This is a genomic window from Bradyrhizobium sp. UFLA05-153, from assembly GCF_054185185.1.
This window is the reverse complement of the sequence record NZ_JBBIAM010000111.1, coordinates 1-24413: the sequence shown is the minus strand read 5'-3', so window position 1 is coordinate 24413 and position 24413 is coordinate 1. Positions and strand designations below refer to the sequence as shown.

Here is a 24413-nt window from a genome sequence, read left to right as displayed (position 1 = left end):
TCCGTGATTCTGACAAATCCACTTTTCACGGGTCGTATGATCGACCACAATTTAGGGATCGCGAATGATGGACGAGTGGACGGGGAGACTGATGCCATGCCGATCACGATCTGGCCGGCCTGCGCTGGCCTCGCGCTCGCCGCGATGATGGCGATGCCGGCGATGGCTGAGGATCTCAGGGCTGAAATTGCGCCGACCGGCAAATTGCGCGTCGCCATCGCGATCAGCCCGGCCGGCGGCGCGTTCTGGTCGACCAGGACCGAAGCAGGCTTCGCCGGCGTGCCCGTCGACCTCGGCAAGGCGATGGCGGCCGCGCTCGGCGTATCGGTCGAATATGTGGTGCACAACAATTCCGGGCAGATCACCGACACGGCCGCGAAGGGGACCTGGGACGTCACGTTCCTGCCAAAGGATCCCGAGCGCGAGACCAGGATGGCGTTCGGCCCGATCTACGAGGTCGCGGATGCGACCTATATCGTCAAGGCAGGATCGGGCGTGACCAGTTTTGCGACGCTCGACCAGCCCGGCATCAAAGTCGCCGCCGTCAACGCCACGACCACGATGCGCGGCGCGCTCGCGCATCTGAAGAATGCGAAGGTGACGGGCTATCAGACGTATGACGAGATCTTCGAGCTCCTGAAGAACGGCGACATCGACGCCTTCGCGCTATCGCGCGACCAGCTCAACAAGATGGCGCAAAAGATTCCCGGCACGCGCGTGCTGGACGAGACCTTCAAGAAGACGGTCACGGCGGTCGCCGTGCCGCTCGGTCACACCCAGGCGCTGGCATTCGTCACCAGGTTCATGACCGATGCGCTCGCCAATGGCACCTTGCGCAAGGCCTATGACGCCAGCGGCCTCAAGGATGCGCCGATCCGGACGGAGTAGGACGTCCTTTCGTCGAAACGAGCGCGCCCAGATCTCGGCCAAACACGCCGCCCCAAAAAAGACTCAGCCTCGCGAGGCCACAGCGTCCACCACAACGAGGATTTCGGGATGAACGGCGCGGTCGCGATCGCGAAGGCCGCGCCGCCGGCCGACATCGCGATACCTAGCAGCACATGCTTGTTGTAGGGCCGAAGCTGCAGCAGCACGAGCACCATCAGGAGGAACACGCCGCTTGCCGCGCCGCGAAGCCCGAGATCAAGCGCCGTGAACCCCATCGTCGTCACAATTCAGATTACCCCGCTCGGCTCGCAATCTCGCATCCACCGTGCGCCGGGACAATCCAAAATTGCAGGCGGCGGCAGGGCTTTGCCGGCCGCCAAGTAAGCCCTGCATCTTAGCCTACAGTGCGCGTCTTGAACTCTCCGGCGCCAGCAGGACGCCGATGAAGGCGCAGACCGCGATCGCTTCGAAATAGAGGATGACGGGGGTGAAGCTGCCGCTAGATCCCATCAGCGCCGTGCCGACCAGCGGCGCAATGCCGCCGCCGAGGATGATGCCGAGCTGCTTGCCGAGCGAGGAGCCGCTGACGCGGACCTCGGTCGGAAACAGCTCGGCGGTGAAGGCAGCTTCAGGCGCGAACATCAGCGCGTGGATGATGCCGATGGAGACGACGAGGCCCATGATGAGCAGCGTCGGATCCTTGGTCGCGACCAGCTGGAAGTAGATCGGGTACCACGCTGCGGCGAGCAGGATGCCAAGCGCCATGAACGGGCGCCGGCCGAACCGATCCGAAAAGCTGGCGATCAGCGGCACCATGCACATCTCCAGCACGTTGGCGACCATGGTGCCGAAGGTGACGTTGGACTGTGCCATGCCGAGCGTCTTCACGGCATAGCCGAGCACGAACACCGTGCTCATGTACTGGAACGTGCTGTGCACCATGTTGGCGAGGCAGCCGAACAGCACCGATTTTTTCCACGACCGCAGCACGTCGAGCAGCGGCGTCTTCGGCCGCGCGGCCGACGCCTCGACCGACTTGAATAACGTGGACTCGTCGACCTGGAGGCGGATGTAAGTGCCGAGCACCACCAGCACGAGGCTCAGCACGAAGGGCACGCGCCAGACCCATTGCGCAAAGTCCTGCGGGGTCGAGGCGAAGCCGAGCAGCGCGATGAAGCCGGACGCCAGGATCACGCCGATCGGACCCGAAGCATTGACAAAGGAGGCGAAGAAGCCGCGTCTTGCCGAGGGCGCATTCTCCAGCGTCAGCGACACCGCATTCATGTACTCACCGCCGAAGGCAAAGCCCTGGACGAAGCGCAGGGCGACGAGCGCGATCGGCGCCAGCAGCCCGATCGCGTCATAGCTCGGCAGGCAGCCGATCAGAAAGCTCGCAACCCCCATCAGCACGAAGGTGATCGTCAGCATCGCCTTGCGGCCGAGCCGGTCGCCGTAATGGCCGAACACCATGCCGCCGAGCGGGCGTGCGACGAAGCCGACCGCGAATGTCGCGTAGACCGCCAGCATGCTCGCGGTGGAATCCATCTTGGGGAAGAAGAAGCGGTCGAACACCACTGGCGCGGTGAAGGCGTAGATGAAGAAGTCGTAGTGCTCGATCACCGATCCGAGCGAGGATGCGACGACAAGCTTGCGGTACGCGGACGTGATCGGCGCCGAGTCAGCCCGGCCGGTCGCCCCAGAAATGACCTCTGCAGTGTTGCTCATGTGTCTCCCCCTCTCTTGCTTTGTATTGTCGTGATTCAGAACGCTGCCGGCCTGACGGCGAAGCAATATTGGCTTCGCCGCGGCCGTTGCAGGAAGCTCTTGTCGGACGGATCGCTCACCGCGCCTCGTCGATGATCGGATTGCGCAGGATCGCAAGCTTCTCGACCTCGACTTCGACGATGTCGCCGGGCTTCATCCAGAGCGGCGGGGTGCGTTTGGCGCCGACGCCGCCGGGTGTGCCGCTGACGATGACGTCGCCGGGCTCGAGCCGCGTGAAGGTCGAGCAATATTCGATCTGGCGCGGGATATCGAAGATCATGTGCTTGATCTGCGCTTCCTGCACCACCTGCCCGTTGAGGCGTGTGGTGAGCTTCAGCTCGGCGAGCTCGCCGAGTTCGTCCGGCGTCATCATCCACGGGCCGAACGCACCGGTGTCCGGAAAATTCTTGCCCGGCGTGAACTGGTGGGTGTGGCGCTGGAAGTCGCGGACGCTGCCGTCGTTGTAGCAGGCATAGCCGGCGACATGGCCCATCGCCTCGCTGCGGGAGATGTAGCGTCCGGCCTTGCCGATGATGACCGCAAGCTCGCCTTCGAAGTCGAGGTCGGTCGAGACGCGGGGCCGGATGATCGGCTTGAGGTGCCCGGTCTGGCTGTTGGCGTAGCGCGAGAAGATCGTTGGGTTCTCGACCTCGGCGCGGCCGGTTTCCTTCCGATGCGTCTCGTAGTTCAGGCCGACACAGAGGATCTTGTCCGGGTTGGGAATAACGGGCAGCCAGGTGAGCTTCGCAAGCGGCGTGGCGGCCGCCTTGGACTTGGCTTCGGCTACGCCGGCGAGGGTGGCGGCGAGCGCTGCCTTCAGATCGGCATAGCGTGACGCGAGTGCGGTCCCGACATCGAAAAAGTTGTCGCCCTCAACGACTCCCCAGGTCGTGCGTCCGTCGATCGCAACGGTTGCGAGTTTCATGCTGTCTTCTCCATTCTCAAATCCGGATTGTGATTGCCGTGCAGGCGTGAGCTGATGTCGCGCAGGAGGTGGTCGAGCTCGGACGCGTTGCGCGCGGTGCCGAACACGTAGTGGTCGGGCCGCACAATCGCAGCGACGATGCCGTGACGGTCGAACCAGCCGGCGAGCACGCCGTCGATCTCTTCGAGCGTGTCCGGTTTGCCGATGCCGGCCGGCGTGATGGCCGTTGCCGGCAGATCGGGATATGCGGCGCAGAGTGCGGCGAGCGAGGACGCATCGCCGCGGCGGCCATCGATGAACACGCGCAAGCCAGGACCGGTGACCTTATCGAGCAGGCGGGAAGCGCCCTCGCTCATGATGCGCGGCTGCGGAAACAGGCTGCCGCGCGCGGCGCCGTCCTGCTCCGACAGAAAGCCCGCGCGCAACGGCGGGATGATCTCCTGTCGCGTCAGCGCGAGCGGCTTGCCGCCGCCATCGGCCAAAATTTGCGCGTCGCGACGGCGCGCGGCGGCTGGATCGCGCTCGCAGATCGATTGGCCGATCGCCTTGATCTTGCCGGTCAGCTCGATGACGTGCTGCTTGCGCTCTGCAGAGTAGCTGTCGAGCATTGCGTCGGGCGAAATGCCTTTGAGCACGCGATCGAGCTTCCAGACGACGTTGGTCGCATCGCGCAGGCCCTGGCACATGCCCTGACCGATGAAAGGCGGCTGCTGATGCGCGGCGTCGCCCGCGATGATGATACGCCCGTTGCGCCAGTTGGCGGCAACCAGCGCGTGGAAGCGGTAGGACGCCGCGCGCCACAGCTCGCCATCTCCAGGCGTGAGCCAGGGCGACAGCAGTGACCAGACGTTCTCCGGCCGCTCCATCTGCCCCGGATCCTCGCCCGGCAGCAGCATGATCTCCCAGCGGCGATGGTTTTTTGGGCCGATCAAAAAGCTCACGGGCCGCGCCGGATTGCAGAACTGCGCGGAGTTTTGCGGCAGCTTTGCGAGAGGGTCTTGATTGACGCGCACGTCGACCACGAGCCAAGGCTCGTCGAAGATCAGGTCTTCGAGCGCAAGCCCTGCGATTTGCCGTACCGTGCTGGAGGCGCCATCGCAGCCCAGCACATAGCGTGCAGTCACCGTTCGCAGCTGTCCGTCGGCGTCTTTCAGCTTGGCCTCGACGCGGTCGCGCTGCACGAGATCAACCAGCTCGACGCCGAGTTCGGCGCGGACGCAAGCAAAGCTCAAAGCGTGACGGCGCAGCTCCGCCTCGACCGGCGGCTGGCTGAACACCATGCTCGGCGTATAGCCGAGCGGGTAGGGCTTTGCGACCATGTCGATCCGGCGGATCAACTGGCCGTCGGCGCCAAAATGCTCGGACGCGGTGAAGGGCTCGACGTAAGGCGCGATGGCGTCCGCAACGCCCATATTGTCGAAGTGACGAAAAATCTCGTGATCGAGCGCGATCGCGCGCGGCTTGTCGTAGATATCGGTGAGCCGGTCGATGACGAGCGTGCGGTGGCCGAGCCGGCCGAGCAGGCCGGCCGCAACCGCGCCGGTGGGTCCGAAGCCGACGACGAGCACGTCATAGTCGGGGGTGGTCGAAGCTGTCGTCATGCGCGCCGGCCCGCGTCGAAGAGCACGGAGAGCTGCGCCGTCTTGCAGGCCTCGCTCTTGGGCGGCGCGATGCCCCATTGGTCCGTGCGCCCCGGCGGCCAGACCCATTCGGCGGGTCCCTTGGCACGGTAGCTGTCGTCGACCTGCAAAACTTCGGAGGTGTACTCGATGACGACGCCCGTCGGATCGACGAAATAGGCGAACACGTTGTCGCCGGGGCCGTGCCGGCCGACGCCCCAGCCGATCGGAAAGCCGTGATCGACCATTCGGCCGGAGCCGCGCATCACCGACTCCAGGTCCGGCATGAGGAAGGCGACGTGGTTGAGACCGTTGACCTTTGCTTCTGCAAGGACGACGGCGTGGTGATCGCTGTTGCAGCACAGGAACGCCATCAGCCTCGAGCGGTCCGTCAGGCGAAAGCAGAGAACTTGCTGATAGAAGCTCGAGAGCCCTTCAATATCGGCGCTGTTGATGTTGACATGCGCGAGGCGCTCGGGCCGGTCCGCGATGACGCGCGCCGTCTTGGTGCGATCGCCATGGATGAACTCCATGCAGCAGCCTTGTCCCTCGCGGATCACGAAATGCTCGCCGCCCGACGGCGCCTGCGATGGGCCTGGCGGAGTGATGATCTCGCATTTTGCCTCGCGCGCGCGGACGAACAGGCGATCGAGATCCTCGCGCGATTGCACGCGAAAGCTGACCTTGCGCAGCGCGGCCTGCTCGCCTTGCGTCAGTTCGAGAACGTGGAAGTCCGCACCGGTAGCGGCGAGATACATCGTGCCGTGAGCTTCCGCGGCGAAATCGAGCCCCCACACCTTTGTGTAGAAATCGGCCGAGGCGCTTAAGCGCGGCGTCGTAATCTCGACGCTGCGCAAGGCGACAACCGGAAAATCGGACATCGGGCTTCCTCGTCAAGAGGCTCGGGCAATCCGGGATCGCGGATCGCCCACCGAACCTGTTGTTCTTGACGAACTGGTAATCTATATAAAATAGACCGTAAAGCACAAATTTATAAATTATCGCCTTTGTGCGTGCTGATGTACAAAAAACGCCGATGAATCAGTGGGACGCTCATGAGCTCTGACCTGTCGAGCCAGAAGATGGAGCAGCCGGCGACGCTGGCGACGAGCATCTATGCTCGCCTCAAGGCCGACATCCTGACCACCCGCCTCGCGCCGGGACGCAAGCTCCAGTCGCGCTTCCTGATGGAGCACTACAATGTCGGGCAGACTCCGCTCCGCGAGGCGCTCAACCGCCTGACCTCGGAGGAATTCGTCGTCGGCATGGAGCAGCGCGGCTTCTACGTGAAGCCGGTCAGCAAGGACGAGCTCCAGGAGCTGACCAAGACGCGGTGCTGGGTCGAGGGCCTGGCGTTGCGCGAGTCCATGCAGAACGCGACCCAGGCCTGGGAGGAGTCCCTCCTTGTCACGCATCACCGGCTCGACCGCACGCCGCGCTCGCTCGATCCGGAAAAATTCGAGGACAATCCGGACTGGGAGAAGGCGCACCGCGCCTTCCACGCGACGTTGATCGGGCTCTGCGGCTCGCGCCCGCTGCTCGGCTTCTGCGAGCAGCTCGCCGACCGGCTCTATCGCTACCGCATGATGTCGATCGCAAAGGCCTATCCGGTCCGCAAAGTCGGCGCCGAGCACGCGCAGATCCTTCAGGCGGTGCTCGACCGGAAGACGGAGGAGGCCGTCAAGCTGCTCCAGCGGCACTATCAGCGCACGGCCGATGTCATCTATTCGGATCTGGAGACCGTGCTGAAGTGATCTCTGGACGAGGGGATCGGATGGACATTCGCGAATTCCTGGCTGGCGATGCGGTCGCTGTGCGAGAGTTGTTCGTTCGGGTGAATCGGCTGTTGGCGCCCGCTGAGATGAAGGAGGCGTTCGAAGCCTACATCGCCCGTTCGCTGGCCGAGGAGGTTGATCGCATCGCCGACTATTACTCAGAGCGGAATGGCGGCTTCTGGGTCGCAGTCGAGGACCGGACAATTGTCGGCATGTTCGGCCTTGAGCCCGCGGGTGATGGCGCAATGGAGTTGCGCCGCATGTATGTCGACCCTGCCGTCCGACGCCGCGGGATCGCACGACGAATGCTCGACTTCGCCGAGCTGGAATGCCGGAGGCGCAAGCGGTCGAGACTGGATTTGAGCACGTCAGCGCTTCAGCGCGAAGCTCTGGCGCTCTACGAAAACGCCGGATACACGCGCGTGCGCGAAGAGATTGCCGAGGCCACAAGCAACAGGACGCTTGGCGGCGGCATTCGGCGCTATCACTTCACCAAGGCTCTCTGATCGGCCGGGCGGGAGGAGGCGGCGGTTAAGCCGCCGCTGCTCGATAATCCGGCGCCGACGCGAGATACCGCGCATAGGCGTCCGCGTCCGGTGGCAGGAAGCGCTCGGCGAGGCCACCTCGCTTCTGCTCCTTTGCGCCGATATCGGCTATCAGCTCGTCGAAATGCCGATAGTGGTAGGGCGCCACGCACAGGCCGCCATAGACGCCGGCTGCCGGGCGCTCGGCGCGCTTGAAGTGCAGCATCATCTCGATGTTGTCGCGCATCGCTTGCGCGGTCGGCTGGTTCGCGAGCTGGCCGTCGGCGTAGCGCACCAGCCAGTTGGCGGCGAGGTCGGCGCAGAGCACGGTGCAGAACGACGAGTTGAAGCCGACAAAACCCATGTCGGGCAGATCAGGGTTGGCGATCAGGCGATAGAGCCGGTACTGGCCGTCGGCGTCGACCAGTTTTGACTGATAGGCCGCAGGCAGGAACGGCACGCCGAGCTTGTAGCCGATCGCGAGCACGGCGACGTCGGCCTGGACGCGCTCGCCGCCGCTCATCACGATGGTGTTGCCCTCGTAGTGATCGAAGGTGCCGAACACGGCCTTGATGCGGCCGTCGGCGACCATCGGGTAAAAGCCCGGCGTTGCGATCGGCACCGAGCAGTTGACTCCGTCCTCGATCCGCTCCTTCGGCACCATCCTGCATTGCTTCAGCTTGAGCTGCGCCTTGAGCAGGCTCTCCAGCCCACGCCAGTTCGCCCACACCAAGGGCGCCGTGACGCGATGCGCGAGGCGCGCCAGCGCGCTCGCGTCCCAGCCTTGAAACATCTGTTCCTGGGCGCGGATGTAGAGGATGCGCTTGAAGTTGACGAGCCCGCCGATGAAGTAGGGGATGCGCCATACCGGCTCGCGGAACACGATCGTGACCTCGCGCGCGCCGGCTTTCACCGCGTTCACCGCGATGTCGGTCGCCGATTTCGAGCCGCCGAGCACGACGACGCGGCGGCCATTGGCGATCGAGGGATCATTGTATTTTGAGGAATGCAGGATCTGCCCGCCTTTCGCCTTGAAGCCATCTTCACCGGGACAGCTCAGCTCGCGCGGCTCGTTGAACTGACCGGTGCAGATCGCAACGAAATCGAAATCCTCCTTCGTCGTCGCGCCGGCCTTGTCCGACAGCGCCAGCGTCCAGCCGGGCTTGCCGTCGGCGCGCCGCTCCATGCCGGCGACCTTGGTGTTGAGGCGCAGCATGCGCTCAAGGCCGAAGCTCTTGGCGTAGTCGTTGAGATAGGCGTGCACCTGCGGTCCCGTCGGCCATTCCGGATAGGCCTCCGGCATGGCGCGGTCCGTGTAGCGATAGAGATCCTTCGGGCTCTGCGTCTGCACCTCCGGATAGGAGCGCGCCGGCTCCCAGACGCCGCCGAGATCGGCGCTGCGCTCGACGATGGTGACCTTGTGGCCGCGGGTGGAGAACGCTTTTGCGGCGGCGAGGCCGGAGACGCCGGCGCCGATCACGCAGACATGCTTGGGGCTGACCATGGGTTTGCTCGCATTTGGTGATGTTTTGGGCGCAGCAGGTCCCGTTCGGCCGCGAAGCGCGGCCGCTGGACTTGCGACGGGCGTGAATTGGACGAGGAGGCGTGCCGCCTAGTCGTTGGCCTCGGGCGGCAGAAAGTCCACCTCGTGCTGCGCCGAGATGCGCACGACCTCCGCGGGGTCGGTGAGGTTGTGTAGCATGTTGAACAGCGCTTCCAGCTTCTGCATCGGCGAGACCCAGAACATCGCGCGCGCCGGCTTGTCGGACTTGTTGAAATAACCGTGCGGGATGCCGCGCGGCATGCGCACGAGGTCGCCGGCCTTTGCCTTCGTCCACACCCCGTCAAGCTTGAGGTCGAGTACGCCTTCCTGCACCAGGATGAACTCGTCCTGGGTGGGGTGGATGTGGACCGGCACGAACTGGCCGGGCTCGCTGTTGGTCTCGAACGCGAACGTGGAGTCGCAGATGGCCTTGGGGAAATAGAGCTGCCCCAGGATGTTCCAGCTTTTGCCGCCAAAACCCGTGCCGCTTGCAGTAATGCCTTTTTCGAGTGCAGTCATGGCTCCCTCCATCAAGAGACCGGCGGGAGGGAGCATCCGCCCGGGGGATAAGGCTGTCTATCCGCTAAACGAATCTGCTGCTGTGCAGCACGACGTTTTTGCGACGCGGCTCTTTTCGGGGTCGTGGAACTATTATAGGCTTAAAACAATTTGCAACGCCAAGCGTGGTCGACGATGTCCGCAGCCGAGCTGGAAATGGGCGCGTCCGGGTCCCGGGCCGAAAGGCTCGCGGCCTTCGCCCGCGTCGCGACCACCGAGGTCGACGAAGCGGCCGACCAGATCGGACGCATCTTCTGCCCGCATCAGCTGCAACCGCTTCAGGCAAGGGCGCCCGGCTTCTACGCCCGGCACAATTGCGCGGCCTTTGACGGCTTTTCCATCAACTATGTCGCCTATGGCGGCTCGGTCACGATCGATCCCGGCTGCCTCGAGCGCTTCTTCCTGGTGCAGATTCCGCTTCACGGATCGTCGCGGATCCGCGCCGGCGCGCGCGATCTGGACACCGCACCCGCATCGACCGCCTCGCTCTTGTCGCCGACGGTGCCGACCCGCATGGTTTGGGACAACTGCGCGCAACTCATCCTGTTGCTCGACCGCCGCCTGGTTGAGCAGCGTGCCGCCGCGTTGTCGGGGCGTGCTGCCGGCACGGTGGAGTTCGATCCGGCGATCGATCTCAATGCCGAGGCAGCGCGTAGCCTCTGGTCCAGGCTCGACGAGTTGATGACGCTCGCCGAGCGCTTGGGGCCGGCCGGCCGGCTGTCCGCGATCGCCATCGCCGACTGGCGCGAGACGCTGCTCGATTGTCTCCTCAATGGCCAGCAACACGGCCTGTCCGACGCCATCCGCACCTTCTCAGGGCAGGCCGAACGGCTGCCGCGCGCGCTTCGCGCAGCACGCGACTGCCTCGCGGCGAGGGCGACCGAGCCGCTCGACCTTTCGGAGCTCGCTTGTGCCTCCGGCATCGGCATCCGCGCGCTTCAGCTTGGCTTCCGCCGGCATTTCGGCCTGTCGATTTCCGAGATGCTGCTCGACATGCGCCTTGCCGCGCTCCACGCGCGTCTGTCGCAGGGCGCGCTGGACTGCTCGATCACCGATATCGCCTTCGATCTCGGCTTCACGCATTTGAGCCGCATGGCTGGCGCGTATCGAGAAAAATTCGGCGAGACGCCCTCGGCGACGCTCAGGCGCCAGCTGAGCTGACGCGGCAGTTCATCACCTCACGCGAATTGCGCGAGACCGTGGCCGACGGACCAATTTTCTTTCGCCGCCTCGAGCACGTTGATGAACACGTTCTCCGCACCGATGCCGGGACTTTCGCCGAGCAGCTCGGCAGTCCGCTTGAACAGCGCCTTCTTCTGCTCCGCCGTGCGCGTATCGAACACGGTCACCTGGATGTAGACGACGTCGTCGCTCCGCGAGATGCCGAAGCAGGACGCGCCGTAGCGGAAATTCGCGGGCTCATGCTCCGTGATGGTCATGAACTGGTCGTCCTCGGGCACGCCGAGCGCTTCGCGCATCGCTCGGTAAAGGCTGCCGAAGATCGCCTGCCGGTAGGCGTCCGGCTTTCCCTTACGCAGCGAGATGTGAACGAGCGGCATGGTGCGATCCTCCTTGACGGAATCGGCGATCGATCCCATTAGGTTTTTGACGTGGTGTCCAAAATTAAGGCCATGTTCTTGACATCGTGTCAAATACTTTCTGCCCAAAGGTAGGGATGAACACATGAGGCCGCGCGAGTTCGACCATGACGAGGTGCTGCGCGTCGCGTTTGAGCAGTTTTGGTGCAAAGGGGTGCGTGGAACGTCGCTCTCGGACATCGCGCGCGAGGCGGGTGTCCAGCGCGGCAGCCTCTACAATGCCTTCGGCAGCAAGGAGGCGCTATTTCTTGCAGCCTATGAGCGCTATGCGGGCGAGTATCTCGGCGCCATTCAAAAGGTGCTCGGCTCGGGCAGCTTGCGAAAGCGCCTCACAGCGTTTTTCGATCTGACGATCAAAAACTTCCGGTCCGGCTCACCGCCCCGGGGATGTCCGACCACGCGTGGACTGATGGAGCTCGGCTCGGCTGAAGGCGAAGGGCTGGACGAGAATGCGCGACAGGCCTTTGCGGATCTGGTGTCCCGCATCACCGATCTCGTTCAGGGCGCCTTGTCGGAGGGCGCTGCGCGAGGCGAGTTCGACGGCGCGCCGGAGATCGCCGCCCTCCACATCGTCACCGTGACGCGTGGACTGGCCGTGCTCGAACGCGCCTTCGACGACGAAGCCCAGCTTCGCAAGATTGCCGCCCACACGATCAATCTCGTGCTCGGAAAGGAGGGCCGGTAAACGAGGCCACGTTTGGACTATCCGGCCTGCATTCCCAATGTTTTGATCTGGCGACCGGCGTCGTCAAAATTTTCATGGGAAAGCCATCGCTGCAACGCCGCTTTACGTTGAGGCCATTCGTCCTTCAGCATCGAGAACCATGCCACGTCACGCTGCCAGCCATCCACAACTGCCGCTCGTCGCCATGTTCCCTCATAGGTAAACCCAAAATTGTTGGCGGCCTTGAAGGACTTTGCGTTCTGTGCCTGACAGCGCCAAACCAAGCGCTCATAACCAAGATCATCCATCGCATGGCACATCAGCAGGAAAACTGCTTCTCGTGCTGCTCGCGTGCCCTGGAGCGGTGGCGCAAACCAAACACTCCCAATCTCGATACCGCCGTCCTCATGGTAAACGTCACACAACGAAAGCCAGCCCTGTGGCTTCTGCCCTTTCGGAATGACAACCCAGAATGGTTGGTCCGGACGGTTGGCGAGATCGGCGAGAATGCGTTGAAGCTCTTCGATATGAGAAAAGGGACCGTAGCGCAGGTAAGTGAAACTCTCCGGCGCGGCGCTAACGAAAGGCCAGAGCTCGGTTGAATGTTCCTCCAGCAATAGTTCCAAATCCACGTAGCGACCGGAACGGGATTGCTTTATCGGCAGGGGCCAGCGGGTCTTATTGATTGGCTTACCCAGGTCTCGTTCAATTGCCATTCAGCGCACCTGTCATAGCTGTCCGCGGATTCCGTTTTGCCGAGCACTGGGATGACGCATCTTCGGGGGGTGAAGCTGCGTGGGGGCGAGCCGATCGCATCTACCACGACATCACAGATGGTGCATCTGCGCTGATTGCGCTCGCAAGGCCATGTGGAATACGGAGTGATCGCCCATGCGCCGCTCGACGTCTCGCCATCAGCTTGATAAGCCCCTCCTCCGCGAAGGAAGGGCTTGAGTCGGGACATGACCGTTGCGATCGAGATGGGGCACACGACGGCTGGCGCCCCGGCGACTCTGGACCTCGAGGAACTGCTGGCGACTCGCCTTCTGGTGCAGGGCAATTCCGGCTCGGGCAAGTCGCATCTCTTGCGCCGGCTCCTGGAGCAGAGCGCGCCCTGGGTGCAGCAGGCGATTCTCGATCCCGAAGGCGACTTCGTCACGCTGGCGGAGCAGTTCGGCCACCTCGTGATCCAGGCGGAGGATCACACCGAGCGGGGCCTCCAGGTCGCCGGCGAGCGGGCGCGCATCCATCGCGTTTCCACCGTGCTCAATCTCGAAGGACTGGATGCCGAGAACCAGATGCGGCGCGCCGCCGCCTTCCTCGGCGGTATGTTCGACGTCGAGCGGGACCACTGGTACCCGATGCTTGTGGTGGTGGATGAGGCGCAGCTGTTCGCGCCGGCGGTTGCTGGCGAAGTGTCGGACGAGGCGCGAAAGCTCTCGCTCGGCGCCATGACCAACCTGATGTGTCGTGGCCGCAAGCGCGGGCTCGCCGGGGTGATCGCAACGCAGCGGCTGGCAAAGCTCGCCAAGAATGTCGCGGCCGAAGCCTCCAATTTCCTCATGGGCCGCACCTTCCTCGACATCGACATGGCGCGCGCCGCCGATCTGTTGGGGATGGAGCGGCGACAGGCCGATGCGTTCCGGGACCTGGAGCGTGGACAGTTCATGGCGCTCGGCCCGGCGCTCTCGCGCCGTCCGCTCGGCCTGCGCATTGGCGCGACCGAGACGAAGCCGCGCAACGCGACCCCGCGGCTCCTGCCGCTGCCGGAAGCGACGCTCGAGGACGCCCGCGCCATCATCCTCGCCGCCCCGCCGCCCGAGGCGAACAGGCCGCAGCGCCGGCCGGCGCCGGACCTGCTCGGCCAGCTCATGGCGGCAAAGTCGGCGGCGCCGGAGATCCGCCCTGAAACGGTGGAGCAGCAGCCGAGCGCCGAGGAGCTGGCGGAACGGCGCGAGCGCCTGGACCGCATCCTGCGCGCCATTCTGGCCGAACCCGATGCCGGCTTCCGCGCCATCGGCGTGCTCTATCAGGAGTTCGTGGTCCGCTGCCGCATCGAAGGCCTCGGTTCGGCCGCGCCTGACTTGAGCGAATTCCGCCGCATGCTGACGCGCGCCCGCGCCGGCCTTGGGACCGATATCGCGGAGGACGACGGCTGGCAGGACGTTACGCTGCGTGCCTCGATCCTGCCGGAGGACATGCAGGGCGTCTTCATGATGATCGCCCGCGCGGCGAAGCAAGGTTGGCCATGCCCGGGCGATGCCGCGATCGCACGCGCCTACGGCTCGCACTCGCTGCGCCGCGCGCAGCGTCTTCTCACCTATATCGAGGAGCAGGGCCTGATCGTCTGCCAGCTCGACGGTGCGGGGCGGAGAATCGTAACGCTGGTCGAGCTCGCCTGGGCGACGGCGCCGGGCGATCCCAATGCCGACGAGTTGCCCGCGGAGCAGGATTGCAGCAGCGCATCGCTGTGATGCGATGATCAGGCCGGCACGTTGCTAGGGCTTGACCGTATCCGACGTCCATTGCGCGTGGCAGATCCGGCCTTCGCAGACGACACGGCAGGCCTCATCCATCGCGCAGCCGACATAGAACCACACGAAATACGACACGATCACGATGAAGGCGACCCACAGCGTGGCCTTGGTCTGTCGATCCATGCTCAGTCCCGTGTTCTGTCATCGGACGCCTGCTTGCGCAGGAAGCGATCGCGCTCCGCCTCGACGGAATAGGGCGTGGGGATAGGATCGCCGACGGAATCCACGGCCGTGTCGAGGCAGCGGCGCAGCATGCGCGCGAGCTCAGCCTTGCGGTAGGGTTTTGTCAGAAGGGGCGTGCCTTGCCCCGCGCGCCCTTGCGCGTAGAGCGGATCGTAGGCATGGCCTGAGGTGAATAGCACCCGCAAGGACGGCCGCGAGGCCACCATCTGTTCGGCGAGCTGCCATCCGTTCATGTTGCCGGCCATCACGATGTCGGTGAACAGCAGGTCGAATTGCGCACCTCCGGCTGCGATCGCGAGCGCCTCGGCAGCATTGGCGGCGGCAATGACCTTGTAGCCCAGGTTCTCGAGCTGGACCGTGACGTAGTTGCGGACGTCGCGGTCGTCCTCGACGCAGAGGATGGTCTCGTGACCGCCCGGCACCTTGCGCGCGTCCTCGCCCGCCGGGCGCCGCGCGCGCGTGTCGGCCTTGGGCAGGTAGATTTTGAACATGGTGCCGCGGCCTTCCTCGGAAGCGACCTTGATACTGCCGCCGGACTGTTTGGCAAAGCCGAACACCATGCTGAGCCCGAGCCCCGTTCCCTTGCCAACCTCCTTGGTCGAGAAGAACGGATCGAAGATCCGGTCGAGGATGGACTGCGGAATGCCGGTGCCGGTATCGGTGACCTCGATCTCGACATAGTCGCCGGCATAGCCGACGCCGATCGTTACGGCTTCGCGAACGCCGAGCACGACGTTGCGCGTTCTCAGCGTGAGCTTGCCCCCCGCGGGCATCGCGTCGCGAGCATTGATCGCGAGCTTGAGCAGCGCCGAGCTGAGCTGTCCGCGGTCGACGAGCGCAGGCCAGATCGCACGATCGAGACTGGTAATGATCTCGATCTGCTTGTCGAACGTCGCCCGCAGGAGTCGGGTGGCCTCTTCGAGCAGGTCATTGACGTCGATCTCGGTCGGCTGCAGCGCCTGCTTCCTTGCGAAGGAGAGCAGGCTCGAGGTCAGCGCTGCGCCGCGGTCGGCCGCCTCGCTGATCAGCTTGGTGATGGTCGAAAGGTGCGGGCTGTCCTTCACGGCATCGGCGAGGATCTCGATCGTCCCCGTGATGACGGTGAGCATGTTGTTGAACTCGTGCGCGATGCCGCCGGTGAGCTGGCCGACCGCCTCAATCTTCTGGGCCTGGATGAGCTGCTCCTCGGCAACGCGCTGCTGGGTGACGTCCCTTGCAAAGGTGTTGACGATGGTGCGGTCGCCGAGACGCAAGCCCGTGCTCGACGCCTCGATCAGGATCTCGTCGCCGCCCTTGTGGACCATGACCGCTTCGAAGCGCATACCGATCGGGGTTTCCGACAATTCGCTCAGGCGTCGCTTCATGCGCTGCCGGAAGGCGGCGCGGAGCGGCCCTGGCACCACCAGCTCGACGATGTCGGCGCCGACCGCCTCGGTTCGCGTCCATCCCGACAGCGCCTCGGCCTGAGGGCTCCAGGTGACGACAACACCGTCTTCATCGGTCTGCACGAAGGCGTCGAGCGCGGTCCGGATCACCGCCTGCGTTTGCCGCGCGCTGTCCGCAAGCGCCCGTCGTGCCTCCGCCTGATCCGCGTCCAGCGCCGCGGTGCGCTTGGTCTGCGATCTCTCGATCACGCGTGCGCAGCCCAGCGCGAGCAGCGGGGCAACGAGGCTGCTTGCCAACAGGGCGAGGAGTTGAGCCGTGCCGAACGCATGCGCGCTCGCGGTACCGGTCATGACGCCGGACGCAAGCAGGGCAACCGCTGTCACCGCGGCCTGCGCGACCATCGCGAGGATCAGAAGCCCCCTGAGTCTCATGCTCTCATACCCAAGACTTCTGCCGCAAAAGCGGACGGACGCCGGCCGCTCTCCTGACGTGCTCGCGGGCCAAATTGAGCGACAGACTCCGCTTCCGGCCATTGCCGGTCAATTTTCGAGCGGGCCAAGTGGTGGACTTTCCCCAGAAAGGAACATTCCCGTCGGGATTGTAGCGCAGATGCAGCGCAACGTAATCCAGGGACGCACGGCCGACGCCGATGTCCCGGACTGCGTTTCGCGCCGTCCGGGTCAGGAGGAGCGCAACCGGTTCAGGAGTTCACGTGCACGAAATCCCGCAAGAGCGGATAGATCTCGCTATTCCAGCGCTTGCCCGAGAACACGCCGTAATGGCCGACGCCGGCCTGCATGTGATGGACGCGGCGGTACGCGCGCACACCGGTGCAGAGATCTTGTGCTGCGAGCGTCTGGCCGATCGAGCAGATGTCGTCCTTCTCGCCCTCGACCGTCATCAGGCCCATGCGGCTGACCGCCTTCGGGTTCACCATCCGCCCGCGATAAGTCAGCTTGCCGAGCGGCAGCAGATGCTCCTGGAAGACGTCGCGGACGGTCTCGATGTAGAACTCTGCGGGCAGGTCCATCACCGCGAAATATTCGTCGTAGAATGTCTTGATGGTCGCCGCCTTCTCCTTCTCGCCCTTGGCGATGTGATTGGCGAGGTCGAGATGCTGCTTGATGTGGCGCTCGAGATTCATCGAGACGAAGGCGGTTAGCTGCACGAAGCCCGGATAGACTTTGCGCAACGCGCCGCGGCACTGCACCGGCACGTAGTTGATCAGATTGCGCTCGAACCAGGTGATCGGCTTGCTCTTGGCGAACTCGTTGACCTTGGTCGGCGCTACACGCGTGTCGATCGGGCCGGCCATCAGCGTCAGCGTCGCCGGGCGGGAAGGGTGGTTATCTTCGCACATGATCGCGGCGGCCGCGAGGGCGGAAACCGAGGGCTGGCAGATCGCGACCATATGCGGGCGCGGGCCGAGCTGAGCGAGGAAGTCGATGAGGTGCTCGGTGTAGTCGTCGAGGCCAAAGCGGCCTTCGCTGCGCGGGATGTCGCGCGGATTGTGCCAGTCTGTGATGTAGACGTCGTGGTCCTGGAGCAGCGTCTTCACGGTGCCGCGCAGGAGCGTGGCGAAATGGCCGGACATCGGCGCCACCAGCAGCATGCGCGGCTGCTCGGGGCCATCGTCCTTTTTGAAATGAAGCAGCGAGCCGAAGGGCGTGGCGTAGGCGATCTCCTCCCGGACGCCGACCTCGCGATTTCCCACCATCACGCTGTCGATGCCATAGGCCGGGCGGTCATAGGTGATGGTGGAGCGCGAGATCAGCTCGAGCGCGGCCGAGAGGCGGCCGACCACGGCACCCGACATCCCCTGCGGCACCAGGTTGAGATATTTCAGGGCAGACGAAGCCCCGGCCCGCCATGGCTCGGTCAGATCCATGTGGTTCTGAAAGGCCTGATAATACATCGACATCATTACTGAAACGCCCACCCTGACCCCAGGCCACTATGCAATATCGACGCCAGATTCGAGTCAATTCGCCCTGAAAACTGGCATGTCGCTTGCTGTGGAATACGGGGAAGCACAAACGGTGGGCACCTGCACCGCGCAAAACGGGACGGCGGCGTCAGGAATTCAGGCGCGAAGGAAGGGCCATATGGCGAAGGCGACACTGACCATCAGCAGCAAGAACTACTCGTCCTGGTCGCTGCGTGGCTGGCTTTTGACGAAATTCTCAAAGCTCGATTTCGAGGAGATCGTCACCGCGCCGGACGACCCGTCCGCGCGCGCCGAGATCCTGCTTTTGTCCTCCTCGATCCTGGTGCCGTGCCTGCGGCACGAGGGCGCCACCATCTGGGATACGCTGTCGATCGGCGAGTATCTCAACGAGATCATGCCGGACGCCGGGCTGTTGCCGGCCGACCGCATCCAGCGTGCCCATTGCCGCTCGATCTGTGGTGAAATCCATTCCGGCTTCACGACGCTGCGCGCCTCGCTGCCCGTGAACCTGAAGGGCCATTTCCCCGGCTTCAAGATCTGGTCGCGGGCGCAGGCCGACATCGATCGCGTCTGGGCGATCTGGCGCGACTGCCTGGAAAAGTCCGGTGGTCCGTTCCTGTTCGGCGAGAAGCGCACCATGGCGGATGCGATGTACGCGCCCGTCGTGACTCGTTTTGTGACTTATGACGTCAAGCTCGAGCCGCAGCTCAAGGCGTATGCCGATACCATCATGGGCATGGACGAGATGCAGGAATGGATCGCGGCCGCCAGGGCGGAGCCGGCGGAGATCGAGGAGCTCGAGGTCGAATATTAGGCACCCTTGCGGTGAGGTTGCCCGTTTGCACGGCGCTATTAACCTTTGCCGCCGGTCGCGGGGCTTTGCCCGCGCGCGCCTTTTCTTGATCTGGTACGTCGACGCCATGTCGCGCCGACATCTAGCGGTGAACAGGTCGACAACGGAGCCCGGCGGCTGATTCGGACGCGATTCGTTCGGTCAGCGTTCCGTACCTTAAAATCCGGCCAGGCTCCGTCGCATTTTGGGACAGGTCGGCCTGTTTCTTACACGGCACCCGTCTGTTTCAGTCGCGGCAGGCGCCAACCGATCACGGTCGCCTCGACGGCGATGCCTGCTTCATGGTTTTGCCAGCGCCCGCCGACGTAGCGGCAGGCAAAGGGCAGCGTGTAGGTTCCACTATGGTCTTCGCAAAGCACTTCGACCGGCATCCCCGACGGTGGTTCTCCCTCGCCATTGAATTCGGCCAGACGTCTTTCGCGCGTTGCCATCCTAAATAATCTCCCCTCAAAAAAGAACGCGAGCAAAGCCGCCCCACTCTCCGCGTCCGTCGTTAGTCCTCCATATCGAGGAACTCCCAAGCTCAACGCGAGAATGCGGTGCCAGTATGGTATCGTCACGGGCGTGCGCAACGTCTGCGCAATTTGCCGTGATCGACGTTTCATGAGGAACCTGCATGCCGGGCCGGAATGCTTCGCTATGTGTCACGATTTTGCTGCTCGCGACGATGTCGATGGAACACACTCGCGCGCAGGATGTTCCCGGCATCGAGATATGCACGGTCGAGAAGACCTGGGAGCGGCGGACGAGCTGCCTGCAAAGCAACGTCGACTTTCTTCAGAAGACGATGACCAAGCTCACCCTCGATCATCAGCAGAAGATCGATGCCGCCAATCGCCAGATCGACGCGTTGAAAGCGACGGTGGCAGGTTTGCAGAAGACGCTCGGCGATCTCCAGGCCGCGCAGTCGAAGACGGCGGAGGATCTGAAGAAAAAGCAGGACGCGCCAGCAGCGAAGGACGCTATGCCGGCAGCGAAGGACCCGTCGAAATGAACACGCTCGTGTCCCGGACGCGGCGCGGCACGCAGTGATGCGACGCAGAGCCGGGATCCAGTGCCGCGGTAACGCTGGCGGAGAGATGGACCCCGGTTCAGCAGCGCATCACTGACGTGCTGCGCTGCGCCCGGGGCACGAGAGCAACGTCGATCAAGTGAAGTCTCGACCGATTGCGTAAAACGGTGTCGCTTCGAATGAGGGCCGTAAGTTCATGAACCCAGCCCAGCGCGCACTCTGGTTCATCGAAAGCCATCTCGCCGAGCCGCTCACGCTCGACGAGATCGCGGAGATCGGCGGCGTGTCGCGCTTCCACATGGTGCGCGCGTTTGCGGCAGCGACCGGCTTTCCGGTGATGCGCTACGTGCGGGCGCGGCGGCTTACGGAAGCCGCTCGCGCGCTGGCGCGCGGCGCGCCGGACATTTTGTCGTTGGCGCTGGAAGCGGACTACGGCTCCCACGAAGCCTTCACCCGCGCGTTCCGCGACCATTTCGGCGTGACACCCGAAGCGGTCAGGGCGGCGACGTGCGTCAAACACCTCAAGCTTCAGGAGCCGATCCTCATGGACTCCACCATGCTCGACAATCTCGCACCGCCCCGTTTCGAAACCGCAAAGGCGTTTCTCGTCGCAGGCCCTGCTGAGCGCATCTCCTGCGACAATAGCGCCGCCATTCCGGGCCTGTGGCATCGCTTCCACCAGGAGGTGGCGGACATTCCCGCGCGCATTGGCGACGTGGCGTACGGTGTCTGCTGCAACGGCGACGATGCCAGCAATTTCGACTATATCGCCGGCGTCGAGGTCGCCGATTTCTCCGACCTGCCGCGGCGCTTCGGTCGCATCCGCATTCCCGAGCAACGCTATGCGGTGTTCACTCACACCGATCACGTCGCCTCGATCCGCCGCACCGTCAACACGATCTGGAATCAGTGGCTGCCGGCCTCGGGACTGAAGGCGGCGGACGCGCCGAACTTCGAACGTTATGACGAAAAGTTCGATCCCAAGACCGGCCATGGCGGCTTCGAGATCTGGGTGCCGGTGAAGGAGTAGCATGATCCGGAAAAGTGCGCAGCGGTTTTCCGAAAAGATCATGCTCAAACAACAATCTAAGGCGCGATGACCACTTGTCGCGCCTTAGCGGCGCAACGCTGGCATACCCGGCCGCTTGCTTGGCAAGCGGGAGCGACTTTGCCATAACCGCGTGCAAATCTTGCCTGCGGGGCCGACATCTCCCGTGCAAGCCATAACAAGCCGCCGGGAGGCCAAAATGTCCGACGTCCGCGTTCTCGCCACCGACCTCGAGTTTCCGGAAGGGCCGGTGGTGATGCCGGACGGCTCGGTCGTGCTGGTGGAGATCCGTGGGGCACGGCTCACGCGTGTTTATCCCGACGGACGGAAAGAGATCGTCGCGAAAATTCCCGGCGGGCCGAACGGCGCGGCGCTCGGCCCTGACGGCAAGATCTACATCTGCAACAATGGCGGCTTCTCCTGGATCCCGACTGGCAAGATGATCATGCCGGGGGCGCAGCCCGATGATTATCTGGGTGGTTCGATCCAGCGCGTCGACCTGCAATCGGGCAAGGTCGAGACGGTCGTGACCAAGTGCGGCGAGCATGACTTGCGCGGTCCCAACGATCTCGTCTTCGACCGGCATGGCGGCCTGTGGTTCTCCGACCTCGGAAAGCGTCGAGCGCGCGACATGGATGTCGGCGGGATGTACTATCTCAAGCCTGGCATGAGCGAGATCGTCGAGGTCGTGCATGGCGTGCTGCCGGCGAACGGCATCGGGCTGTCTCCGGACGAAAACACCGTCTATATCGCGGAAACGCCAACCGCGCGGCTCTGGGCCTACGAGTTGTCCGCGCCCGGCACGCTGAAGCCGCGCGAGGTGATCTATCGCGGCGAGCGCGGCAAGCCGATCGCGGGGCTTGGCGGCTACCAGATGTTCGACTCGCTCGCGGTCGAGGCGAACGGTAATGTCTGTGTCGCGACCCTCGTCTCCGGCTGCATCTCGGTGATCGCACCGGATGGCAAGCTGGTCGAGCAGGTCCCGACCGGCGACCGCGTCACAACAAACATCGCTTTCGGCGGCCCTGAGCTCAAGACCGCCTATGTCACGCTGTCCGGCAAGGGCGAGCTGATCGCCATGGACTGGCCGCGCGGCGGACTGCCGTTGAATTTTTTGAATAAGTGAGACAAGTCGTCATTGCGAGCGAAGCGAAGCAATCCAGAAATCCATCCGCGGAGACAGTCTGGATTGCTTCGTCGCTTCGCTCCTCGCAATGACGAAGGAGAAATTATCAATGCCCTGGCCTGATCCCATCACCCTCCGTGGCGAGCATGCGCGGCTGGAGCCGCTGTCGCATCAGCATCGCGACGCCCTGGTGGAGGCCGTCAAGGACGGCCAGCTCGACAAGCTCTGGTACACCGCGATCCCCGCGCCCGAGAACATGGCCAAGGAGATCGACCGCCGCCTCGGCTTGCAGGCCGCTGGCTCCATGGTGCCGTTCACGGTATTCGATGCCGATGGCAGGATCGTTGGCCAGACCACTTACATGAACATCGATGCGACCAACCGCCGAGTCGAGATCGGTTCGACCTGGTACGCCAAGAGCGCGCAGCGCGGCCCCCTCAACACGCAGTGCAAGCTGCTGCTCCTGACCCATGCCTTCGAGCAGCTGAACTGCATTGCGGTGGAATTCCGCACCCATTTCTTCAATCACCAGAGCCGGCGTGCCATCGAGCGGCTCGGCGCCAAGCAGGACGGCATCTTGCGCAGCCACCAGGTGGCGCCGAACGGCACGCTGCGCGATACCGTGGTCTACAGCATCACCGCCGCCGAATGGCCGACAGTGAAGGCGCATTTGACATATCAACTCAACGACAGGCCGCGCTGAGGCGGTTCGAGGCAAGATGGATAGATTTGATTATGTGATCGTGGGCGCAGGCTCCGCGGGCTGCGTGCTCGCCAACCGGCTCAGCGAGGATCCGAGCACGACCGTGTGCGTGCTCGAGGCGGGCCCGAGCGACTGGCATCCCTACATCCATCTGCCGGCGGGCTTCATCAAGACCTTCCACATGAAGAGCATCAACTGGGCGTACCAGCAGGAGGTGGGGCCCTGGACCGGCGGGCGCAGCATCTACGCGCCGCGCGGCAAGACGCTTGGCGGCTCGTCCTCGATCAACGGCCACATCTATAACCGCGGCCAGAACCTCGACTTCGACACCTGGGCGCAGATGGGCAATCGCGGCTGGAGCTATGCCGACGTGCTGCCGTATTTCAAGCGGCTGGAGAAGCGGGTCGGCGAGGGCGAGGCGCTCTATCGCGGGCGCGATGGCAGCCTCACCGTCACCACGATGGAGTGGCGCGATCCGCTTTGCGAGGCCTTCATGGAAGGCGCAGTCTCGCTCGGCATTCCGCGCAACCCGGACTACAACGGCAAGACCCAGGAGGGTGTGTCATATTGCCAGCGCACCATCGACAACGGCCTGCGCGTCTCCGGCTCGACCGCTTTCCTCAGGCCCGCGATGAAACGGCCAAACTTGCATGTGCATACCCATGCGCACGCCACCGAGATCGTCTTCGAGGGCAAGCGCGCGGTCGGTGTGCGCTACATGAAGGGCGGCCGCGGCGGCTCGCCGGTCGAGGTGCGCGCCAACAAGGAAGTGATCCTCGCCGGCGGCGCCTATAATTCGCCTCAGCTGCTCCAGCTCTCCGGCGTCGGCTCGCCCGATCTGTTGCAATCGCACGGCATCGCGGTGCGCCACGCGCTCCCTGTCGGCGAAGGCTTGCAGGACCATTACGCGCCGCGCACGGTGGCGCGGGTCAAGGACATCAAGACCATCAACGAGCTTCGCCGCGGCTGGCATCTCTGGGTCGAGGCGCTGAAATGGGCGACTGCGCGACGCGGCCTGCTGTCGCTGTCGCCGACCATGGTCTATTGCTTCTGGTATTCGGGCGAGAGCCCGGATCGCTCGGACCTCCAGCTCACCTTCACGCCGGCCAGCTACAAGGAGGGCGTGCAGGGCCAGCTCGAGGACGAGCCCGGCATGACGGTCGCCTCGTGGCAGCAGCGTCCCGAAAGCCGCGGCTATGTGCGCATCCGCTCCAATGATCCGTTTGCACCACCGATCATCCAGACCAACTATCTCGACGCCGAGCTCGATCGCCGCGTCATCGTCGGCGGCATGAAGCTCGCGCGGAGGCTTTTGAAGTCGGCGCCGCTGTCGCGCTATTACGCCTACGAGGATTTCCCCGGACCCAACGTCAACACCGACGACGAATTCTTGCACGCCGCCGCCGAGCGCGGCACCACCACCTTCCACCCCGGCTGCAGCTGCCGCATGGGCCCGGCCGAGTCCACCTGGGCCGTGGTCGACGACCAGCTCCGCGTCCACGGCCTCCAGGGCCTGCGCGTCGTCGACGCCTCGGTGATGCCGCGCATGATCTCGGCGAACCTCAACGCCTCAACGATGATGATCGCCGACCGCGCGTCGGACCTGATCCGCGGCAAGCAGCCGATGGAAGCGGCGAATGTGCCCGAGACGGCGGTGGCGTGAGAGCGCCACTTCGTAGGGCGGGTTAGTACTACTGCGTCATAATTTTCGTTGCCTGCCGAGACGCGGCGATGCCCCGCAACAAGGGCATCGCCTTAG

25 protein-coding genes are annotated in these 24413 nt (G+C 64.1%); 12 read left to right on the top strand and 13 right to left on the bottom strand.

Annotated features, from left to right (window positions below; genetic code table 11):
• The first annotated feature begins 96 nt into the window (after positions 1 to 96).
• On the top strand, positions 97 to 888 hold the full coding sequence (locus Q2941_RS40245) for a transporter substrate-binding domain-containing protein (protein WP_458195952.1): 792 nt from the start codon (positions 97 to 99) through the stop codon (positions 886 to 888).
• Here Q2941_RS40245 and Q2941_RS40240 read toward each other — a convergent pair.
• The 5 genes from Q2941_RS40240 to Q2941_RS40220 all read right to left on the bottom strand — a co-directional run bounded on the left by Q2941_RS40240 (position 843) and on the right by Q2941_RS40220 (position 6077).
• Complete coding sequence (locus Q2941_RS40240) at positions 843 to 1163, bottom strand: hypothetical protein (protein ID WP_458195951.1); 321 nt, start codon at positions 1161 to 1163, stop codon at positions 843 to 845. The genes Q2941_RS40245 and Q2941_RS40240 overlap by 46 nt on opposite strands.
• Positions 1164 to 1287: 124 nt before the next feature.
• Positions 1288 to 2613, bottom strand: a complete 1326-nt coding sequence (locus Q2941_RS40235; RefSeq protein WP_458195950.1) for an MFS transporter — start codon at positions 2611 to 2613, stop codon at positions 1288 to 1290.
• 115 nt (positions 2614 to 2728) lie between these two features.
• Positions 2729 to 3577, bottom strand: a complete 849-nt coding sequence (locus Q2941_RS40230; RefSeq protein ID WP_027522453.1) for a fumarylacetoacetate hydrolase family protein — start codon at positions 3575 to 3577, stop codon at positions 2729 to 2731.
• Entirely contained in the window at positions 3574 to 5178 is a 1605-nt protein-coding gene (locus tag Q2941_RS40225) for a bifunctional 3-(3-hydroxy-phenyl)propionate/3-hydroxycinnamic acid hydroxylase (protein WP_027522452.1), read from the bottom strand. The genes Q2941_RS40230 and Q2941_RS40225 overlap by 4 nt, the downstream gene beginning before the upstream one ends.
• Positions 5175 to 6077 (bottom strand): VOC family protein, encoded by a 903-nt coding sequence (locus Q2941_RS40220; protein WP_027522451.1) that lies wholly within the window; start codon positions 6075 to 6077, stop codon positions 5175 to 5177. Before Q2941_RS40220 ends, Q2941_RS40225 begins: the two co-directional genes overlap by 4 nt.
• 174 nt (positions 6078 to 6251) lie before the next feature.
• Here Q2941_RS40220 and Q2941_RS40215 point away from each other — a divergent pair, with 174 nt between their 5' ends.
• Both Q2941_RS40215 and Q2941_RS40210 read left to right on the top strand, forming a co-directional pair.
• Entirely contained in the window at positions 6252 to 6950 is a 699-nt protein-coding gene (locus Q2941_RS40215; RefSeq protein ID WP_027522450.1) for a GntR family transcriptional regulator, read from the top strand.
• 20 nt (positions 6951 to 6970) lie between these two features.
• Complete coding sequence (locus Q2941_RS40210; RefSeq protein WP_035661990.1) at positions 6971 to 7477, top strand: GNAT family N-acetyltransferase; 507 nt, start codon at positions 6971 to 6973, stop codon at positions 7475 to 7477.
• Positions 7478 to 7502: 25 nt separating this feature from the next.
• Here Q2941_RS40210 and Q2941_RS40205 read toward each other — a convergent pair whose 3' ends face one another.
• Both Q2941_RS40205 and Q2941_RS40200 read right to left on the bottom strand, forming a co-directional pair.
• Positions 7503 to 8999: a flavin-containing monooxygenase gene (locus tag Q2941_RS40205; RefSeq protein WP_254111144.1), complete on the bottom strand. Its 1497-nt coding sequence runs from the start codon at positions 8997 to 8999 to the stop codon at positions 7503 to 7505.
• Between the two features lie 108 nt (positions 9000 to 9107).
• A complete protein-coding gene (locus Q2941_RS40200) occupies positions 9108 to 9557 on the bottom strand; it encodes a cupin domain-containing protein (RefSeq protein WP_027522447.1) in 450 nt (149 codons plus the stop codon).
• Between the two features lie 174 nt (positions 9558 to 9731).
• Here Q2941_RS40200 and Q2941_RS40195 point away from each other — a divergent pair, with 174 nt between their 5' ends.
• On the top strand, positions 9732 to 10757 hold the full coding sequence (locus tag Q2941_RS40195) for an AraC family transcriptional regulator (protein WP_027522446.1): 1026 nt from the start codon (positions 9732 to 9734) through the stop codon (positions 10755 to 10757).
• A gap of 17 nt (positions 10758 to 10774) precedes the next feature.
• Here Q2941_RS40195 and Q2941_RS40190 read toward each other — a convergent pair whose 3' ends face one another.
• The gene (locus tag Q2941_RS40190) at positions 10775 to 11155 is read right to left on the bottom strand and encodes a tautomerase family protein (protein ID WP_027522445.1); all 381 of its coding nucleotides are present in this window, start codon (positions 11153 to 11155) and stop codon (positions 10775 to 10777) included.
• Between the two features lie 124 nt (positions 11156 to 11279).
• On the opposite strand from Q2941_RS40190, the gene Q2941_RS40185 reads away from it, so the two are divergent.
• Complete coding sequence (locus Q2941_RS40185) at positions 11280 to 11879, top strand: TetR/AcrR family transcriptional regulator (protein WP_027522444.1); 600 nt, start codon at positions 11280 to 11282, stop codon at positions 11877 to 11879.
• Between the two features lie 17 nt (positions 11880 to 11896).
• Here the strand turns inward: Q2941_RS40185 and Q2941_RS40180 are convergent, their stop codons facing one another.
• On the bottom strand, positions 11897 to 12574 hold the full coding sequence (locus Q2941_RS40180; RefSeq protein WP_035661985.1) for a GNAT family N-acetyltransferase: 678 nt from the start codon (positions 12572 to 12574) through the stop codon (positions 11897 to 11899).
• 246 nt (positions 12575 to 12820) lie between these two features.
• Here Q2941_RS40180 and Q2941_RS40175 point away from each other — a divergent pair, with 246 nt between their 5' ends.
• A complete protein-coding gene (locus Q2941_RS40175) occupies positions 12821 to 14332 on the top strand; it encodes a helicase HerA domain-containing protein (RefSeq protein WP_458195949.1) in 1512 nt (503 codons plus the stop codon).
• 24 nt (positions 14333 to 14356) lie between these two features.
• Here Q2941_RS40175 and Q2941_RS40170 read toward each other — a convergent pair whose 3' ends face one another.
• From Q2941_RS40170 to Q2941_RS40160, 3 genes are all read right to left on the bottom strand, one after another.
• Positions 14357 to 14518, bottom strand: coding sequence for a hypothetical protein (locus Q2941_RS40170; RefSeq protein ID WP_156944226.1), 162 nt, complete (start codon positions 14516 to 14518; stop codon positions 14357 to 14359).
• Between the two features lie 2 nt (positions 14519 to 14520).
• Positions 14521 to 16395, bottom strand: coding sequence for a hybrid sensor histidine kinase/response regulator (locus tag Q2941_RS40165; protein WP_458195948.1), 1875 nt, complete (start codon positions 16393 to 16395; stop codon positions 14521 to 14523).
• Between the two features lie 269 nt (positions 16396 to 16664).
• Complete coding sequence (locus Q2941_RS40160; protein WP_027522440.1) at positions 16665 to 17888, bottom strand: polyhydroxyalkanoate depolymerase; 1224 nt, start codon at positions 17886 to 17888, stop codon at positions 16665 to 16667.
• A 181-nt stretch (positions 17889 to 18069) separates the two neighbouring features.
• Between Q2941_RS40160 and Q2941_RS40155 the strand changes: the two genes are divergently transcribed.
• The gene (locus tag Q2941_RS40155) at positions 18070 to 18726 is read left to right on the top strand and encodes a glutathione S-transferase family protein (RefSeq protein WP_254111147.1); all 657 of its coding nucleotides are present in this window, start codon (positions 18070 to 18072) and stop codon (positions 18724 to 18726) included.
• 245 nt (positions 18727 to 18971) lie between these two features.
• Here the strand turns inward: Q2941_RS40155 and Q2941_RS40150 are convergent, their stop codons facing one another.
• A complete protein-coding gene (locus Q2941_RS40150; RefSeq protein WP_027522438.1) occupies positions 18972 to 19196 on the bottom strand; it encodes a hypothetical protein in 225 nt (74 codons plus the stop codon).
• Positions 19197 to 19438: 242 nt separating this feature from the next.
• Here Q2941_RS40150 and Q2941_RS40145 point away from each other — a divergent pair, with 242 nt between their 5' ends.
• From Q2941_RS40145 to Q2941_RS40125, 5 genes are all read left to right on the top strand, one after another.
• A complete protein-coding gene (locus Q2941_RS40145; RefSeq protein ID WP_245287992.1) occupies positions 19439 to 19759 on the top strand; it encodes a hypothetical protein in 321 nt (106 codons plus the stop codon).
• A 214-nt stretch (positions 19760 to 19973) separates the two neighbouring features.
• Positions 19974 to 20807: an AraC family transcriptional regulator gene (locus Q2941_RS40140; RefSeq protein WP_458195947.1), complete on the top strand. Its 834-nt coding sequence runs from the start codon at positions 19974 to 19976 to the stop codon at positions 20805 to 20807.
• A gap of 217 nt (positions 20808 to 21024) precedes the next feature.
• The gene (locus tag Q2941_RS40135; RefSeq protein ID WP_254111149.1) at positions 21025 to 21951 is read left to right on the top strand and encodes an SMP-30/gluconolactonase/LRE family protein; all 927 of its coding nucleotides are present in this window, start codon (positions 21025 to 21027) and stop codon (positions 21949 to 21951) included.
• Positions 21952 to 22060: 109 nt separating this feature from the next.
• On the top strand, positions 22061 to 22654 hold the full coding sequence (locus Q2941_RS40130) for a GNAT family N-acetyltransferase (RefSeq protein ID WP_027522434.1): 594 nt from the start codon (positions 22061 to 22063) through the stop codon (positions 22652 to 22654).
• 16 nt (positions 22655 to 22670) lie between these two features.
• Positions 22671 to 24317 carry a GMC family oxidoreductase gene (locus Q2941_RS40125; protein WP_027522433.1) on the top strand — a complete coding sequence of 549 codons (1647 nt, stop codon included), beginning with the start codon at positions 22671 to 22673 and terminating at the stop codon, positions 24315 to 24317.
• Positions 24318 to 24413 lie beyond the last annotated feature (96 nt).

Bases quoted from the DNA above. Each gene is read 5' to 3' on its own strand.
- Q2941_RS40245 (WP_458195952.1), top strand. From the start codon at position 97: ATGCCGATCACGATCTGGCCGGCCTGCGCTGGCCTCGCGCTCGCCGCG.
- Q2941_RS40240 (WP_458195951.1), bottom strand. From the start codon at position 1,163: ATGGGGTTCACGGCGCTTGATCTCGGGCTTCGCGGCGCGGCAAGCGGC.
- Q2941_RS40235 (WP_458195950.1), bottom strand. From the start codon at position 2,613: ATGAGCAACACTGCAGAGGTCATTTCTGGGGCGACCGGCCGGGCTGAC.
- Q2941_RS40230 (WP_027522453.1), bottom strand. From the start codon at position 3,577: ATGAAACTCGCAACCGTTGCGATCGACGGACGCACGACCTGGGGAGTC.
- Q2941_RS40225 (WP_027522452.1), bottom strand. From the start codon at position 5,178: ATGACGACAGCTTCGACCACCCCCGACTATGACGTGCTCGTCGTCGGC.
- Q2941_RS40220 (WP_027522451.1), bottom strand. From the start codon at position 6,077: ATGTCCGATTTTCCGGTTGTCGCCTTGCGCAGCGTCGAGATTACGACG.
- Q2941_RS40215 (WP_027522450.1), top strand. From the start codon at position 6,252: ATGAGCTCTGACCTGTCGAGCCAGAAGATGGAGCAGCCGGCGACGCTG.
- Q2941_RS40210 (WP_035661990.1), top strand. From the start codon at position 6,971: ATGGACATTCGCGAATTCCTGGCTGGCGATGCGGTCGCTGTGCGAGAG.
- Q2941_RS40205 (WP_254111144.1), bottom strand. From the start codon at position 8,999: ATGGTCAGCCCCAAGCATGTCTGCGTGATCGGCGCCGGCGTCTCCGGC.
- Q2941_RS40200 (WP_027522447.1), bottom strand. From the start codon at position 9,557: ATGACTGCACTCGAAAAAGGCATTACTGCAAGCGGCACGGGTTTTGGC.
- Q2941_RS40195 (WP_027522446.1), top strand. From the start codon at position 9,732: ATGTCCGCAGCCGAGCTGGAAATGGGCGCGTCCGGGTCCCGGGCCGAA.
- Q2941_RS40190 (WP_027522445.1), bottom strand. From the start codon at position 11,155: ATGCCGCTCGTTCACATCTCGCTGCGTAAGGGAAAGCCGGACGCCTAC.
- Q2941_RS40185 (WP_027522444.1), top strand. From the start codon at position 11,280: ATGAGGCCGCGCGAGTTCGACCATGACGAGGTGCTGCGCGTCGCGTTT.
- Q2941_RS40180 (WP_035661985.1), bottom strand. From the start codon at position 12,574: ATGGCAATTGAACGAGACCTGGGTAAGCCAATCAATAAGACCCGCTGG.
- Q2941_RS40175 (WP_458195949.1), top strand. From the start codon at position 12,821: ATGACCGTTGCGATCGAGATGGGGCACACGACGGCTGGCGCCCCGGCG.
- Q2941_RS40170 (WP_156944226.1), bottom strand. From the start codon at position 14,518: ATGGATCGACAGACCAAGGCCACGCTGTGGGTCGCCTTCATCGTGATC.
- Q2941_RS40165 (WP_458195948.1), bottom strand. From the start codon at position 16,395: ATGAGACTCAGGGGGCTTCTGATCCTCGCGATGGTCGCGCAGGCCGCG.
- Q2941_RS40160 (WP_027522440.1), bottom strand. From the start codon at position 17,888: ATGATGTCGATGTATTATCAGGCCTTTCAGAACCACATGGATCTGACC.
- Q2941_RS40155 (WP_254111147.1), top strand. From the start codon at position 18,070: ATGGCGAAGGCGACACTGACCATCAGCAGCAAGAACTACTCGTCCTGG.
- Q2941_RS40150 (WP_027522438.1), bottom strand. From the start codon at position 19,196: ATGGCAACGCGCGAAAGACGTCTGGCCGAATTCAATGGCGAGGGAGAA.
- Q2941_RS40145 (WP_245287992.1), top strand. From the start codon at position 19,439: ATGGAACACACTCGCGCGCAGGATGTTCCCGGCATCGAGATATGCACG.
- Q2941_RS40140 (WP_458195947.1), top strand. From the start codon at position 19,974: ATGAACCCAGCCCAGCGCGCACTCTGGTTCATCGAAAGCCATCTCGCC.
- Q2941_RS40135 (WP_254111149.1), top strand. From the start codon at position 21,025: ATGTCCGACGTCCGCGTTCTCGCCACCGACCTCGAGTTTCCGGAAGGG.
- Q2941_RS40130 (WP_027522434.1), top strand. From the start codon at position 22,061: ATGCCCTGGCCTGATCCCATCACCCTCCGTGGCGAGCATGCGCGGCTG.
- Q2941_RS40125 (WP_027522433.1), top strand. From the start codon at position 22,671: ATGGATAGATTTGATTATGTGATCGTGGGCGCAGGCTCCGCGGGCTGC.